Raw genomic sequence first — 15,138 nt, 5'->3', positions numbered from 1 at the left:
AATTTTTGTACCTTAATTATTTATTTTCTTCCATTAAGTTTACACTCATTTTATGTAAAACATCCTTAAATACTTGTATGTCTTCACTACTAATTCCTTTTGATACTAACTGACTCATTTTTTCTCCCTCTGGTAGAAGTTTTTCTCTAAGTTCTTTTCCTTTATCAGTAAGATATAAATCGACTCTTCTTTTATCCTCTTTGCTTCTTTTTCTTACAACATATTTTTCTCTTTCCATTCTATCTATTAATCTAGCTACTGAAGATGCCTTAATTGCCATTTTCTCCCCAAGGTCACATTGACTAATAGTACCTTCTTTCCCTAAGTAGTAAAGAGCTATCCATTGAACTCTAGTTATACCCAATAAGCTTAGTCGATCATTAAAGCATTCTGCTACTTCTTTTGCAACATTATTAGTTATAAATCCTAAACATGTATCTAAATCAAACAAAAAAACCCCTTCATATTTCTTAAAGTAGAACTTACCTAACAATTATATTATATAATTATTTTTACATCAATATAACTTGTTAAGTAAATCTATTGTAATCGATGAAAAGGGGATAATCTCTATTTGGATTTTTAAATACTATATATTAAATTTATTTTACAGACATGCAGATCCTAATTCTTTGACCTTTACCATATTAGTTATTTTAGATAGATTAGGTTTAAAATATACCTTAGTATTTCTCTTTTCTGGACAATTCATATCATAATATTTTAGTAGTATATTTATTCTTCCTAATATGTTTTCCAAATCAAATTCTACTATACCTTCTCTTTTTAAACTTATAGCAGCAACAAGAACTAAAAGTTTCAACTTATTAGTCTTGTATTTTTCGTATATATCCTTATCCATAGGAATTAAGGAGATGTTTTTTATGCATACAATCTCCTCAGCAAGGTCCATTTTTAGTCTTTTTTCTATATAATTTTTATTTTTCGAAAATTCACTATAAAAAATTATACCTTTTCCTTGGCATAAGCTAACCATAAAACTCTCCCCCTATATTTTTTACATTTCACAATAAAATAATGTAATTTTTAAAAAACTTATATCTGACTTCACACTATAACTGTCTAACTATAATATTATTTCAAATTTTTGTATTTGTAAAGTTTTATAACATATCAAAAATCTTAATTTTCTTCATTTTCTTCTTCATTTACTTCATTTACTATATATACATCTATTTACTTACGTTTTTTCTATAGATATCTTATTAAGTTAACAAAAAGACTTCAAATAGACATCTCTCCTATTTCAAGCCCCCATATATATTAGCCACTTTTCTTTCCTAAAAGCTTGTTTAAATTGAATACTCCCATTTATTGTATAATTATATATTATTTATTAGTTTCTGTCAACAAGTTAATAGAATATTCTTTCATCTTCTATCTCACATCTAATTTATCTTTTATTTTTTCAAAGGTTTTTTCTCCAATTCTATCTATATTCTTTATTTCCTCTATAGAGTTAAATCCGTTATTTTCCTTCCTATAGTTTACAATCTTTTCTGCTGTAACATCACCAATACCTGGAATAGATTTTAATTCTTCTTTACTGGCTTTGTTTAAGTTTATTTTATCCTTTTTTCTTTTACCTGCCACTGAAGTTCCTTCATCTATTGTATCTACATATATATAATCTTCATCCTTTAATTTCTTAGCAAGATTTAATATTTCTCTGTCCGCTTTTTCGGTAAATCCTCCTGATACCTTTATTAAATCCTCTGTTCTGCTGTTTTCTTTCAACCTGTAAACTCCAGGCTTTTTAACCTCCCCATTTACATATACTATTATAGTTCCTTCATTAACTTTTTCATCTACAACAACTTCCTGAAAAACGTCATTTATTTCGGTTTCTCCTCTTTTATCTTTTATAAAATAACCTATAACCAAAAATATAATAAATATAGTTAAAAAAATTATAGACCCTACAATTTTTTTAGAATTTTTCAATTTATATTACCTCCTTAGAAAGTTTTACTATTTCACATTATTGACAAATGCCTAAATAATTATCGCATTATAATTATTTTTTTGATATAATTATTTTTAATGGTGTTAAGGAGGATAATTATGAAAAAATATATATTAACATTTTTAATATTTTTCCTTAGTTTCGTCTGTATTAATTCTGCTACAATCAATGCTAAAACCTCAAAGCCACCTTCTGTATCTGCTGATGGGGCTATTTTAATGGATGCAAAAACTGGGAAAGTATTATATGAAAAAAATATTAATAAGCCTTACCCTCCTGCCTCTACAACCAAAATAATGACAGCACTTCTTACTTTAGAAAACTGTAACTTAGATGATGAAGTAGTAGTTGGTAAAAAACCTCCTTTAGCTGATGGAAGTAAAATATTTATTCATGAAGGAGAAAAGCTAAAAGTAAAAGACTTATTATATGCTCTACTTTTAGAATCAGCTAATGATGCCGCTGAAGCTTTAGCTGAACATATTGGCGGTTCTATAAATGATTTTTCTAAATTAATGAATAAAAGAGCCAAAGAACTTGGCTGTACTAATACTAACTTTGTTAATCCTAATGGTCTTTATAACGCTAAACATAGAACCACCGCACAGGATTTAGCTTTAATTATGAAAGAAGTTTCTCAGTATGAAGATTATAGAAAAATATCTAATACTATTACATATAAGATAAAACCAACTAACAAAAGTAAAAAAGAAAGACCTTTGTGGAATAAAAATAAATTGGTTCAACAAAATTCTAAATATTATTTTAAAGGTTGTAATGGCGGTAAAACTGGTTACACAACACAGTCACAACATTCTTATGTTGTAAGTGCTAATAGGGGCGACTTTCAACTTATAGTAGTATTAATACATGATAGCAAAAAAACTTTTTTTGAAGATTCTGTAAACCTTTTGAACTATGGATTTAATAATTTTGAATTAATAAAAATGTATTCTAGAGGTGATATTGTAACAGCATATAATGAGAAAGATTTAAGCTTAAATTTAATTGCCCGTGATGATTTTTATTATATAAAAGAAAAGAATGATCCTTCAACGGCTATTTTAAATTTAGAAAAGAAAAATTTAAATTCAATTTCCTTTCATAAAGGAGATACTATCTTAAATGCTCAAGTTCTTTTAAATAATAATAATGTCGGCACATTGAATCTAGCTAGTGATCGTAATCATGAAACTTCTATTTTTAAAATAAACTCTGAGAATAAATTAATTTTCTTTACCATTTTTGTAGTTTTATTTTTAATTTTTATGGTATCTATAATTAGATTTAGAAAAAAAGTGAAAAGAAAAAAACAGCAACGTAAGTATTTTTATTAATTCCATAAAAGAAATCCATATTAGACCTTAACTCTAATATGGATTTCTTTTAATTATTCTCTCTTTTTTTAAAAATTTCCATTGAATCCTTAATATCAGATGGAATATCACAAGACAATTCTAGTATCTCTCCTGTTCTAGGATGTGGAAAAACTAGCTTATAAGCATGTAACGCCTGTCTATTTATATACATTGTATCATCTTCATTACCATATAAACTATCCCCTATGATAGGATGCCCTAAATGTTCTACATGAACTCTTATTTGATGTGTTCTACCTGTTTCAAGCAAAAATTCTACTAAAGAAGCATCTTTAAACTCCTCTACTACTTTATAATGAGTAATGCTTCTCTGTCCTTTTTGATCCACTACTCTCTTTAAACTAGAGTCTTCTGGTCTATATATAGGTAAGTCTATAGTTCCTTCTTTTTTTGTTAATTTTCCATGAATAATGGCTAAATAAAACTTTTTAAAAGTATCCTTGTTCATATCTCTAGCCAATGCCATGTGTGCAAATTGATTTTTAGCAATTATTATAAGTCCTGATGTATCCCTATCTAATCTACTAACTAATCTAACTATGCAATTTTCACCTTTATCTTCAAAATAATACAATATTCCATTAGATAAAGTTCCTCTTGGATGGCTTTTAGTAGGATGTACTACAATACCTGGATTTTTATTTATTACCAAAATATCTTCATCTTCATAAACTATATCTAACTCCATTTTTTCCGGCTCTACATTTTGACTTTCATTTTTATCAAGATCTATTTCTATATGGTCTCCCTTATTTAGGATATATCTTAAATTAACCCTATTTCCATTTACTTTTATTCTTCCATTTCTAGCGGACTTTCTTATAAATCTTCCTGAAATTTTTAATTGATACTTTAAATATTCTTTTATATTACATTCTTCTTCTTTTTCATAATTATACTCTAGCTTACTTATAACTGGTCACTCCTTGCCAAACTATTTTTTAAAATCTTCTCCTATAATTACTTTTACAAATCTTCCCCTATCTCTTAAACTAGAATTTTCAACATTTTTTATTCCTAATTCCTTAGATATACTTTTTAAAGTTTTTTTATCTAATCCACTGGCTATTATTTTAGACTCTTTAGATTGATTAGTATTTCCTACAGATACATTTGAAAATCCTTTTGCCTTCATTTTCTTTCCTATGGTAGCTGCCAATCCATTTACATTAGTCCCATTTAATATCTCCACTTTTATATCCTCTTCATTTATATTATAAGAACTTTCACTAGTTCCCCCTCTAAACATGCTTATAATATCCCTATTTCCATTCTCATCGTATATGAAATAGGATATCTTCCCTATATACTTTGCCTCTCCTTTTAGAGTTCTTATTTGCATATCTGATTTTTCAACTCTTAAAAAGTTGTAGGCATATTTAACCATATCATTTGGTTCCATATTAGTTTCTACATACTTAGGTAAAGTAGATAACATAATAGGTAATCTAGCTATAGTAGATGGACTTTTTACTTTTGCAATAAATTTCTCAATAAATAAATGTTGGTTTTTTATTCTTCCTAAATCTCCCTCTGCAAGTCCTGTACCATCATTATTTTTTCTCCATCTAAAAAATTCTTCAGCTTTCTTTCCATCTAAATGCACTTTCTCCCCTTTTTTAAAATTTATATGTAGGTTTTGAGATGCATCATCGTAATACATGTTTTGAGCTATTTCCATATCTATTCCGCCAACACTATCTACCAAACTTCTAAAGCCTTTGAAGTTTAATTTAGCATAATAATTTATGTTAACCTTTAAAAGATTTTCTACAGAGTTTATTAACCCATTAACTCCATCAATGGCATGGGCGTTATTTATTTTTTGCCAATTGTTATTTATAACAACTCTTGTATCTCTAGGAATAGAAACTATATTTATCTTTTTATTTTTAGGATTATAGTTCATTAAAATTATAGTATCTGTTCTTTTAGGTTCATTATCACTTTCTATTCCACCAATATCTACACCCATAATTAATATATTAACTGGGTCACCACTTTTGCTAATTACTGGAGGTGATTTTTCACTTTTACCTTCACTAAAGCTTAAAAGATAGAAATAAAAAAAACTAGCTGTTGTGGCAATCAGCAGAAGAAGTATTAAAAATATACCCTTTGCCCTATTCTTTTTTCTTCTTTTTTTAATCTTTTTCAAATTAAATCACCTACTATTTTTTAATAAAAAGTTTCTCCCCTTTATAGTATCTAAATGTAAAACTTGATCTTTTTCAATTACATATTTTATAGTTATATTGAAGGAATTTATCAAAGCTTTATCTATATCTTGAAAAGCTAATTCTCTTACTTTTTCAACTCCAGAATATTTTCTACCTGGTTCTATGTAATCAGATAAATATATTATTTTTTCTAACATAGTCATATTTTCTCTACCTGTAGTATGATATCTTATAGCATTTAATATATCTTGATCTTTTATTCCCATTAAATTTTTTGCAATTATTGCACCTACTAATCCGTGTAGTAGTTGTATATTTTTTTCACATTCCTTATCTATATCATATCCATATTTTTTTACTATATTTATAAGTTCTTCATTTTTTTTATTTTTTGCACAATCGTGAATTAATGCTGCCATTTTAGTTTTTTCAATATCTATATTATAAAATTTAGCCATTTTTATAGCCATATCTTTTACTCTCAAACTATGTAAGAATCTCTTCTCTTTTAAATTTTTCTTTAAATAATCTTCTATTTCTTCTTCACTCCACACACCGATTCCCCCCTATTTTATCTGTAAAGTCCATATTTCTTTATTATGTTATATGTTTTTTCAGGTATTAAATCCTTAATATCTTCGCCTTTTTTTATCTTTTCTCTAATTTCAGTGGAAGAAACATCCAAAAGGGGTATGTCTAAAAATATTATATCCTTTTTAAATTTTTCTTCCACTTGTTTTTTTTGAAATAGAATAGTATCCATTGAAAAACCTGGTCTACTAAATACAACTAGTTTTGCTTTTTCCATCATACTATCAATGTTTTTCCATTTATGTATATCCATTAAACAATCTGCCCCTGCAATAAAATATAAATCTATATTGGGGTGATACTTCCTAAAATGTTCAATGGTTTCATATGTATAACTTTTCCCCTTCTTTTTTACCTCATAATCACTTATCTCAAATTTATCTTCCTGTTCTATAGCATATTTAACCATATTATATCTGATATTTTTATCCGTTATACACTCTTTGTGCTTATGAGGCGGATTTCCAGAAGGTATAAATATTATTTTATCTAACTTTAATCTATTTAAAGCCTTATAGGCTATATGGAGGTGACCATTATGAATTGGATCAAAGGTTCCTCCAAATATAGCTTTTTTCTTCATATAGTACTCAATACTCCTTTTAAGGTAATTCTAATTTTGTAGCCTTCTTTTGAGATTTTCTATATAAGACAAGTTTATTTCCTATAACTTGAACTCCTTCACATCTTAATTCATCACACAATGCTTCACAAGCTTCTCTAGCTGTAAATTCACTATTGTTTAATACTTTTATCTTAATAAGCTCTCTTGCTTCTAAAGCAGAATCCACTTGTTTTAAGAAGTTTTCTTCTATTCCAAGTTTACCTATTTGAAATATTGGATCTATATTATGAGCTAATGATCTTAAGTAGCTTCTTTGTTTACTAGTTATCATAATTTCCTCCTATTTAATCTTAATTAAATTACAAATTCAAATTCAAAGTCATTTAACCTTACCATATCTCCATCTTTTATACCTTTTTTTATAAGGTCATCTATAACTCCTTTATTTTTTAATACTACATAGAAATATCTTAGTCCATCTGGTTCATTTACATTTACACTTCCCAATAATCTATCTACAAAACTTCCTTCTACAACGAAAGTTCCATCATCTTCTCTAAGGATTTCATAAGTAAATCTTTTTTCTTCTGGTATAAATAAATCTTCTCTTTTTATTTCCACTTGTGTCACAGGTATAGTAGCTAATGTCTTTGAAACTTCTGCCATTAATTCTTTAATACCTTCTCCTGTTGCTGCAGATATTTTAAATATTTTATAATCCCCTAATTTTTGTATCTTTTCTTTAAATTCCTCAAATCTTTTATCTTCTGCAACTAAGTCACTTTTATTAGCAGCAACAATTTGAGGTCTATCCCATAGTTTAACACTATAGTTTTTAAGTTCTTCATTTATCTTTAAAAAATCTTCATAAGGATCTCTTCCTTCTATACCTGATATATCAATTACATGGATAAGTACTCTAGTTCTCTCAATGTGTCTTAAGAAATCTAGCCCTAAACCTACTCCCTCCGAAGCTCCTTCAATTATTCCTGGAATGTCTGCTATAACAAAAGGTTCTAATCCTTTTATAGATGCTACTCCTAAATTAGGTTTTAAAGTAGTAAAGTGATAATTAGCAATTTTAGGTTTTGCATTTGAAACTGTAGAAAGAATTGTTGATTTACCTACATTAGGGAATCCCACCAATCCTACATCAGCTAAAAGCTTTAATTCCAAAATTATTTCTCTTTCTTCTCCTGGCATACCTGGTTCTGCAAAGTTAGGTGCTTGCCTTGTAGCTGTTGCGAATCTTGCATTTCCTCTTCCGCCTCTTCCTCCTTTAACCACTACCACTTTATCATTTTCATGAGATAAATCTGCCATTATCTTTCCAGTAGATGCCTCTTTTACAACAGTTCCCATAGGAACCTTTATATAAAGGTCTTCTGCATCCTTTCCATAGCTTCTTGACCTTGAACCACCCTCTCCAGCATCAGCCTTGTACTTTCTCTTATATGAAAAATCTAAAAGTGTTGTCATATCTGGATCTGATACCAATACAATATCTCCACCTTTACCGCCGTCTCCTCCATCTGGCCCTCCTAATGGAACGTACTTTTCTCTTCTAAAAGATACTGATCCATTGCCGCCATCTCCTGATTTTACATATATTTTAGCTTTATCTATAAACAAATTTCCTTCACCTCTTTTTCAATTTTTATCAAAAATTATTCTATATCCTATGTGACCACTCCATTTATACCTATAAACATAGAATTTTTCAATATCTACTTGGATATTATCCCACTCTTCTATCCAATCCAATTCATCTTTAACTTCTTCATCATTAGATATTAACAAACTTTTTCCAAGTTCATTTTCAAATAAATATACATATATTTCTTCTGCATCTTTTTTTAATTCATTAAATATATTATTTACTAAATGTCTTTTTTTATAAAATCCATCTTCAAAATAAATATCATTAAAGGATGATATCTCTAATTCTATATCTAATAATATACCATATTTATTAATATTTTTTATATTGTTTTCTAAAATATATGCTAAAAATTTATCTCCTAGGCTATACAGTTGACTTATATTTTCATTTTCTTCACTGATTTTTTTTAAATAATTTAATGCTTCTTCATATTTATTTATTTGCATATATCCATATAGAACTTGAATTTCATTCATGAAGTCATGTCTTTGAGTCCTTAAACTATCTATAACTAACCCCACTTTTTCCATTTACCTCACCCTTTTAAGAATTAATTTTAAAAAAGCACCCTAAAAAGGGTGCTTTTTTATTTTATTCTGCTGCAATTACTTCCTCTACATCTATAGGATAAACTGAAGCTCTCTTTTTATTCTTTCCAACTCTTTCGTATCTTACTACTCCATCTACTTTGGAAAACAATGTATCGTCTCCACCTCTGCCTACGTTTTGACCTGGATGAATTTTAGTTCCTCTTTGTCTTACCAATATACTTCCAGCTAAAACAAATTGACCATCTGCACATTTAACACCTAGTCTTTTAGCTTCACTATCTCTTCCGTTCTTTGAGCTACCTACTCCTTTTTTTGTAGCAAATAACTGAAGGTTCATTAGTAACATATTACTCCACCTCCTCTATTATAACGTTTATATATTCACTGTAATTTCTCTCTATACTTTTCAAACCAAGAATCATAGTTTCCATTAACATTTGACATTTATTTATATGTTCTAAACTATTGTTTTCTAAATTTAAACTTAAAAAACCATCCTCCATATGAATAGAAGAGTTTACTTTTGCAACCTCAGTTATACCATTGGCTATAGTTATTGAAACTGCTGATACAGCACAACAAACTAAATCATAGCCAGCTTCTACTGAATTTGCGTGTCCTTCAATGTTAAAAGAAATTATATTATTACATTTCTTTTTAAAGATTGCTGTAATCATGATTACGCATTAATCTTTTCTATTTGAATTTTTGTATATGGTTGTCTGTGTCCTTGTTTCTTTCTGTAGTGCTTCTTAGGTTTGTATTTAAATACAACAACCTTTTTAGCTTTTCCCTGCTTTAAAACCTTAGCAGTTACTTTAGCTCCTTCAACTACAGGCTTTCCAACTACAAACTCACCATTGTCTTTGCTTATTGCAAGTACATTGTCAAGTTCTATAGCTGCATCAACTTCTGCATCTAGTTTTTCAACGAATAATACGTCACCTTCTGTAACTTTATATTGCTTTCCTCCTGTAACTACAACTGCGTACATTATAAAAACACCTCCTCTATCCAGACTCGCCATTAAGGTACATAAGATTATGTTTTCAACCTTTTCTGTGCGGCTTACAAATGCCATTTTAACACATATGTTATTCTTTGTAAAGATTTTTTATTGGGTTTTCAACTAATAAATAATGGTGAATAGTTATGGATAAACTTTATAATGTTTTAATTTATCTATTTGACTTCTAAATACTAGAGGTTCAAGCTTAAACACCTCATCTGTATTTGAAAATTTAAGATAGATGTTTTTATCAGTAGCTCCAATTTCATAAATAAACTGGCTTAAGTTTTCCTCTACTATTTCTTCATACATTTCATTTAGTTCTATGTATATATGATTCATAGCTCTATCCTTTTGAATCTCATTTTTTATTAAGAATTCTACATAGGACATTTTTATTCTTCTCCCTTTACCATTACAGATTTTACAAGGTTCATCTATATATTCATATAAAACCTTACCCATTCTTCTTCTTGTTATCTGAACAAGATTTAATTCTGTAAAGGGATATACTACTACCTTAGATTTATCTTCACTAAAACCTTCTCTTAATAAGTTGATTACTTCTTCCTTTTTATCCTCATCTTTCATATCTATAAAATCTACTACTATTATTCCGCTTAAATTTCTAAGCTTTATTTGATTGGCAATTTCTATGGCCGCTTGTTTATTTGTTATAAAAGCCGTATCTTTTATAGAAGTACTCTTAGTATTTTTTCCTGAATTTATGTCTATTACATACATAGCTTCAGTTTTTTCAATTACTATATGTCCACCGCACTTTAAAGAAACTTTACTATTTCTTAGTTTTAATATCTCTCTTTCTATGCCATAGTAATCTAATAACTCTCTTTTTTCTTCATGTAGTATTAACTCTACATTTACATCTTCTAAATCCTCAATATACTTTTTTATGTATTTATAATCCTTACCATTATTAATATATATCTTTGTATTTTTATCCTCTAATTTATCCCTTAGGATTTTACCTAATATTCCACTACCCTTCATTAGTAATCCTACTTTAGGGGAATAATACATTTTATTTTTAACTTCTAAATATCTTTCATATAGGCTGTTTATTTCATCTTTTAGAGTTTCTATTGATACCTCTTCACTTTTAGTTCTTATCATTATACCTATATCTTTTGGTTTATTTATATTACTTTGTACATATTTTATAAAATCATTATTATTTATTTTCTTAGAGAATTTTAATTCATTATCTAAGGTATTTAACACACAGTATCTTCCTGGTATAGATACTGCATTAGTTACTTTGGCTCCTTTTTTATCTATTGGTTCTTTTAAAACTTGAACCATTATTTCTTCACCTTTTTTTATATCTAAATTTCTAAACTTTCTATCTAAATACATATAGCAATTGCTTTTATATCCTATATCTATAAAGGCACATTTAATTCCTGGAACTATATTTTTAACAATTCCTCTATATATCTCACCAGGTAAAGGTTCAAAAGTATCCTCTTCTATATAACATTCTTTTAATTCATTGTTTTTCTTTATAGCTATTCTAAAAACACTATCCTGTCGTTCTATAAATATTTCCTTCAAATTTCACACCTCTTATGCAGGATATTTTATTTTAAAAAATCATATAATGGAATATATTTATCTTTCTTTAATCCATAAAGTTCTTCTCTTTTTATATCTGTGAAAGCATTCAAATCTGAATGTGTAGTGTTACTTTTAATATATTGTGAGAATAAGTCTGCAGATAAATTTTCTCTACTTCCACAGCTTAAAATACAATCTATATATAGCTTATTATCCTCTATAGTGTAGCTTATTTTTTTTACTGATGGCTTTATATCTGCTTCATTCTCTCCTCTTTTAGTCTTCTTTATAGTATTCCAATTTTCTAAACTCATTAATTTTTTTAATTCTTCTTCTAACTTCTCTGTATCATTATATTTTATGATTATTCTATATCTTGCTGCATCAATTGCTGCCATGGATTTAGGAGTTTTTTTCTCCCCTTCTTTATCTTCTATTTTTACCACTTCTAAAAAATTTATATTTCTAGTAGTATTTTCATTTAAACTACTTTTAATTATATGTGTATCTACATCTTCTGTTAACTCAACATCCATATATTCACCCTCTGAATATATGCCTACTGATAAAGGTTGTGCTATGGACATAGTCATATGAGGATTAAATCCTTTAGAATATTCTATTGGAATAGCTGATCTTTTTATAATTCTTTGCAATGTTTTCATAAGATCTAAATGTGATATAAATTTTATATTACTTCCTTTAGTGAATTTTATTAAGTATCGAACCTTCAAAGCAATTACCTCCTAAATTTTTGTTTACGCCACAGTTAGTACATCCTTGCCTACAATCTTTTGTTACTTCTGCTCTTTTAGCTCTTTCATTTTCTTCTATTAAATATGCTTTATTTACCCCTATATCAATAAAGTCCCAAGGTAATAATTCACTATATTCTCTATTCCTATAAGCATAGAATTCTGGATCTATACCACACTCTTCAAAAGCTTCCATCCAAGTATCATAACTAAAATACTCTGACCAACCATCAAATTTACAGCCCTTTTCAAAAGCTTTTATAAGCACATCACATATTCTTCTATCTCCTCTTGCAAATATTGCTTCTAAAAAGCTTACTTTAGAGGCATGATAGGTAAAATGTATTGCCCTGCTTTTAATTTCATCTTTTAATGCATATATCTTTTCTTTTACATCCTCTTCTCTATCTTGAGCTACCCATTGGAAAGGAGTAAAAGGTTTAGGAACAAATATAGCCGTACTTACAGTAACCCTTAATCCTTTCTTTCTTTTATCCTTCGGTACTTTATAATATTGATCAACTACTTTTTGAGAAGTATGAGCAATACCTTTTGCATCTTCAATAGTTTCATAAGGTAAACCTAACATATAATATAACTTTATAGTAGACCAACCTGATTCAAAGGCACTTTTTACAGTTCTTATTAAATCTTCTTCATCTACACCCTTATTTATAACATCTCTCATTCTTTGTGTTCCAGCTTCTGGTGCAAAAGTAAGACCTGTCTTTCTAACCTTTTGTATTTCATTTATTAAATCTACGAAAAAGGAGTCTATTCTAAGGGATGGCAAAGATATTCCTACCTTTTCATTCATATACTTTTCTATTAAAATTTTGATTAAACTGTCTACATCTGAGTAATCGCAAATACTTAAAGATGTTAATGATATCTCATTGTAACCTGTAGATTTTAGTAATTCATCTGCTAATTCTATTAACCTGTCCTTACCCTTTTCTCTTACTGGTCTATATATCATTCCCGCTTGACAAAATCTACAACCCCTAGTACATCCCCTAAAAGTTTCTAAAGTAATCCTATCGTGAACTATTTCAGTATAAGGTACTATTAATTTATCTGGATAATCTACTGCATTTAAATCCTCTATTATTCTTTTCTTTACCTTTTTAGGCACATCTTCATAAATAGCTTTAAAATCTTTTAAAGTTCCATCCTCATTATATGAAGCTTCATAAAGGGAAGGTACATATATACCTTCTATTTTTGAAATGGCTCTTAAATATTCCTTTTTACTTTTTCCCTGTCTTTTAAATTCTTTGTATAAGTCTAAGTATTCATTAGTTACTTCTTCTCCTTCTCCCAATACAAAGAAATCCACTATTTTATATAGGGGTTCTGGATTATAAGCACATGGTCCCCCACAAACTACAAGGGGATCTTCTTCACTTCTTTCTTCATAAGTTAGAGGTATATCACTCATATTAAGCATATTTAAAATATTGGTATAACTCATTTCATACTGTAAAGTAAATCCTGCAAAATCAAAATTCTTTAGAGAGTCCTTTGTTTCTAATGTAAAAAGAGGAATATTATTATCTCTTAGCTCCTTTTCCATATCTGGCCATGGTGCAAAAGCCCTTTCACAATAAGTATCTTCTCTTTTATTTAATGTATAATATAGTATTTTCATTCCTAAATGGGACATTCCGACTTCATATACATCTGGAAAGCAAAATGCAAACCTTATGTCTACTTTTTCCTTATCTTTTATACATGAATTAAATTCTTCTCCTATATATCTTCCTGGTTTCTCAACTTTATAAAGTATATCATCTAAATTAAAGTTCATTAAACAAATTACCTCCTCCTAGGTTTTCATTCCTCTATTTTAGCATATATTTAAGTTCATGGACAATTAGCAATGAATAATGAATAATAAATAATGAACAATTATTGAAGATTTTCTTCTGTTTTACTACAGAAAATCCTTAATTTTATTTGTGTAGACTTATTAAATATTACTTAAAATTGTTATAAAATTGTCCTTAACTATTCACTATTAGTTATTCGTTATTCACTGTTACAAGTTCTTCTAAACTCATATTGCCATATAATTTTAATCCTTCTAGAATATCACTTTCATATAATGTATGGATTATATTCATATTTTCATCTAATATAAAAAATATATTATATTTATCTTTTTCTATTATACTAATCACACTTAACAAATCTTTTTTGTAATATACAGATATACTGCTATTCTCTATATATCCTCTTTTTATAAATTTATCCTGCTTTTTTATAATATCACTCATAATTACATATGCCATTCTATTTTTTTCATTTAAGGATGAAATCATTATAAAAAGTGCAATTATTCCTAAGCTAATGTTATTATTTCCTGCAAAAAATAAAAAAAGATAGATGCCCATTAAAATTATCCCTATAAATATACTTATATATACTGTTATTTTATTTGCTACTTTATATACAGTTTTGCCTCTTATTATATCCCTAACTATTCTTCCTCCATCTAAAGGAAAGGCTGGTATTAAATTAATTCCTCCAATTACCATATTGTACTGAAAAAAAATATAAAGCAACTCATGTCCATGTATTCTATATAAAAAATAAAATAAAACTCCCAAAAATATATTTAAAAGAGGAGCAGATAGTGCTATTATTAAATCCTCTTTAGCTGACGCTTCGTCTATATCCTTTAATTTTAACACTGCTCCAACAGGGAGTATCTCTATATTAAAACCTTTAAAACCTAAAGCTTTCGCTACTAAACAATGCACTAATTCATGTAAAAATACTAATATAAAAGAAATAATAATTTTCTCTCTAAAACCCAGCATTAATAAAATTATGACATAGGGCAAAAAGTATTTATTTATCTTTATCAATATTTAT

18 protein-coding genes and 1 other annotated feature are annotated in these 15,138 nt (G+C 27.9%); of the genes, 1 reads left to right on the top strand and 17 read right to left on the bottom strand.

Translation table 11 applies throughout. The features are described from left to right. Nucleotides 1-16: 16 nt before the first annotated feature. The 3 genes from B5D21_RS06115 to B5D21_RS06105 form a co-directional block, all read right to left on the bottom strand. Nucleotides 17-451 carry a MarR family winged helix-turn-helix transcriptional regulator gene (locus B5D21_RS06115; RefSeq protein ID WP_035109121.1) on the bottom strand — a complete coding sequence of 145 codons (435 nt, stop codon included), beginning with the start codon at nucleotides 449-451 and terminating at the stop codon, nucleotides 17-19. Nucleotides 452-607: 156 nt separating this feature from the next. Continuing rightward, a complete protein-coding gene (locus tag B5D21_RS06110; protein ID WP_011100208.1) occupies nucleotides 608-997 on the bottom strand; it encodes a hypothetical protein in 390 nt (129 codons plus the stop codon). Between the two features lie 401 nt (nucleotides 998-1,398). Then, nucleotides 1,399-1,965 carry a helix-hairpin-helix domain-containing protein gene (locus tag B5D21_RS06105; RefSeq protein ID WP_011100209.1) on the bottom strand — a complete coding sequence of 189 codons (567 nt, stop codon included), beginning with the start codon at nucleotides 1,963-1,965 and terminating at the stop codon, nucleotides 1,399-1,401. A gap of 120 nt (nucleotides 1,966-2,085) precedes the next feature. Here B5D21_RS06105 and B5D21_RS06100 point away from each other — a divergent pair, with 120 nt between their 5' ends. After that, complete coding sequence (locus B5D21_RS06100; protein WP_035109120.1) at nucleotides 2,086-3,324, top strand: D-alanyl-D-alanine carboxypeptidase family protein; 1,239 nt, start codon at nucleotides 2,086-2,088, stop codon at nucleotides 3,322-3,324. A gap of 49 nt (nucleotides 3,325-3,373) precedes the next feature. Here the strand turns inward: B5D21_RS06100 and B5D21_RS06095 are convergent, their stop codons facing one another. The 14 genes from B5D21_RS06095 to B5D21_RS06030 all read right to left on the bottom strand — a co-directional run bounded on the left by B5D21_RS06095 (nucleotide 3,374) and on the right by B5D21_RS06030 (nucleotide 15,131). Next, complete coding sequence (locus tag B5D21_RS06095) at nucleotides 3,374-4,279, bottom strand: RluA family pseudouridine synthase (RefSeq protein WP_035109119.1); 906 nt, start codon at nucleotides 4,277-4,279, stop codon at nucleotides 3,374-3,376. 21 nt (nucleotides 4,280-4,300) lie between these two features. Continuing rightward, nucleotides 4,301-5,524, bottom strand: a complete 1,224-nt coding sequence (locus B5D21_RS06090; RefSeq protein WP_011100212.1) for an LCP family protein — start codon at nucleotides 5,522-5,524, stop codon at nucleotides 4,301-4,303. A 6-nt stretch (nucleotides 5,525-5,530) separates the two neighbouring features. After that, nucleotides 5,531-6,100, bottom strand: a complete 570-nt coding sequence (gene yqeK / locus B5D21_RS06085; protein WP_011100213.1) for a bis(5'-nucleosyl)-tetraphosphatase (symmetrical) YqeK — start codon at nucleotides 6,098-6,100, stop codon at nucleotides 5,531-5,533. A 17-nt stretch (nucleotides 6,101-6,117) separates the two neighbouring features. Next, the gene (gene nadD, locus B5D21_RS06080; protein WP_011100214.1) at nucleotides 6,118-6,720 is read right to left on the bottom strand and encodes a nicotinate-nucleotide adenylyltransferase; all 603 of its coding nucleotides are present in this window, start codon (nucleotides 6,718-6,720) and stop codon (nucleotides 6,118-6,120) included. A gap of 19 nt (nucleotides 6,721-6,739) precedes the next feature. After that, entirely contained in the window at nucleotides 6,740-7,033 is a 294-nt protein-coding gene (gene yhbY / locus B5D21_RS06075; RefSeq protein ID WP_023439045.1) for a ribosome assembly RNA-binding protein YhbY, read from the bottom strand. A gap of 23 nt (nucleotides 7,034-7,056) precedes the next feature. Then, complete coding sequence (gene obgE / locus B5D21_RS06070; RefSeq protein WP_011100215.1) at nucleotides 7,057-8,334, bottom strand: GTPase ObgE; 1,278 nt, start codon at nucleotides 8,332-8,334, stop codon at nucleotides 7,057-7,059. Nucleotides 8,335-8,352: 18 nt separating this feature from the next. Continuing rightward, nucleotides 8,353-8,895, bottom strand: a complete 543-nt coding sequence (locus tag B5D21_RS06065; protein WP_011100216.1) for a Spo0B domain-containing protein — start codon at nucleotides 8,893-8,895, stop codon at nucleotides 8,353-8,355. Between the two features lie 61 nt (nucleotides 8,896-8,956). Beyond that, nucleotides 8,957-9,262 (bottom strand): 50S ribosomal protein L27, encoded by a 306-nt coding sequence (rpmA, locus tag B5D21_RS06060; RefSeq protein ID WP_011100217.1) that lies wholly within the window; start codon nucleotides 9,260-9,262, stop codon nucleotides 8,957-8,959. 1 nt (nucleotide 9,263) lies between these two features. Further along, entirely contained in the window at nucleotides 9,264-9,593 is a 330-nt protein-coding gene (locus B5D21_RS06055) for a ribosomal-processing cysteine protease Prp (protein ID WP_011100218.1), read from the bottom strand. A 2-nt stretch (nucleotides 9,594-9,595) separates the two neighbouring features. After that, complete coding sequence (gene rplU, locus B5D21_RS06050) at nucleotides 9,596-9,910, bottom strand: 50S ribosomal protein L21 (RefSeq protein ID WP_011100219.1); 315 nt, start codon at nucleotides 9,908-9,910, stop codon at nucleotides 9,596-9,598. Nucleotides 9,911-9,922: 12 nt separating this feature from the next. Beyond that, nucleotides 9,923-9,996 (bottom strand) — a sequence feature (ribosomal protein L21 leader region). Between the two features lie 70 nt (nucleotides 9,997-10,066). After that, nucleotides 10,067-11,500: an Rne/Rng family ribonuclease gene (locus tag B5D21_RS06045; RefSeq protein ID WP_011100220.1), complete on the bottom strand. Its 1,434-nt coding sequence runs from the start codon at nucleotides 11,498-11,500 to the stop codon at nucleotides 10,067-10,069. 26 nt (nucleotides 11,501-11,526) lie between these two features. Next, a complete protein-coding gene (locus B5D21_RS06040) occupies nucleotides 11,527-12,237 on the bottom strand; it encodes a TIGR03936 family radical SAM-associated protein (protein WP_011100221.1) in 711 nt (236 codons plus the stop codon). Further along, nucleotides 12,206-14,068, bottom strand: coding sequence for a TIGR03960 family B12-binding radical SAM protein (locus B5D21_RS06035; protein WP_011100222.1), 1,863 nt, complete (start codon nucleotides 14,066-14,068; stop codon nucleotides 12,206-12,208). Before B5D21_RS06035 ends, B5D21_RS06040 begins: the two co-directional genes overlap by 32 nt. A gap of 214 nt (nucleotides 14,069-14,282) precedes the next feature. Further along, the gene (locus tag B5D21_RS06030) at nucleotides 14,283-15,131 is read right to left on the bottom strand and encodes a M50 family metallopeptidase (protein WP_011100223.1); all 849 of its coding nucleotides are present in this window, start codon (nucleotides 15,129-15,131) and stop codon (nucleotides 14,283-14,285) included. Between the last annotated feature and the right edge of the window lie 7 nt (nucleotides 15,132-15,138).

This window comes from Clostridium tetani (genome assembly GCF_900167265.1).
GTDB classification, from domain to species: Bacteria; Bacillota; Clostridia; order Clostridiales; family Clostridiaceae; genus Clostridium_G; species Clostridium_G tetani.
The sequence above is the reverse complement of the archived record's forward strand: the minus strand, read 5'-3'. Positions and strand labels throughout refer to the sequence as shown.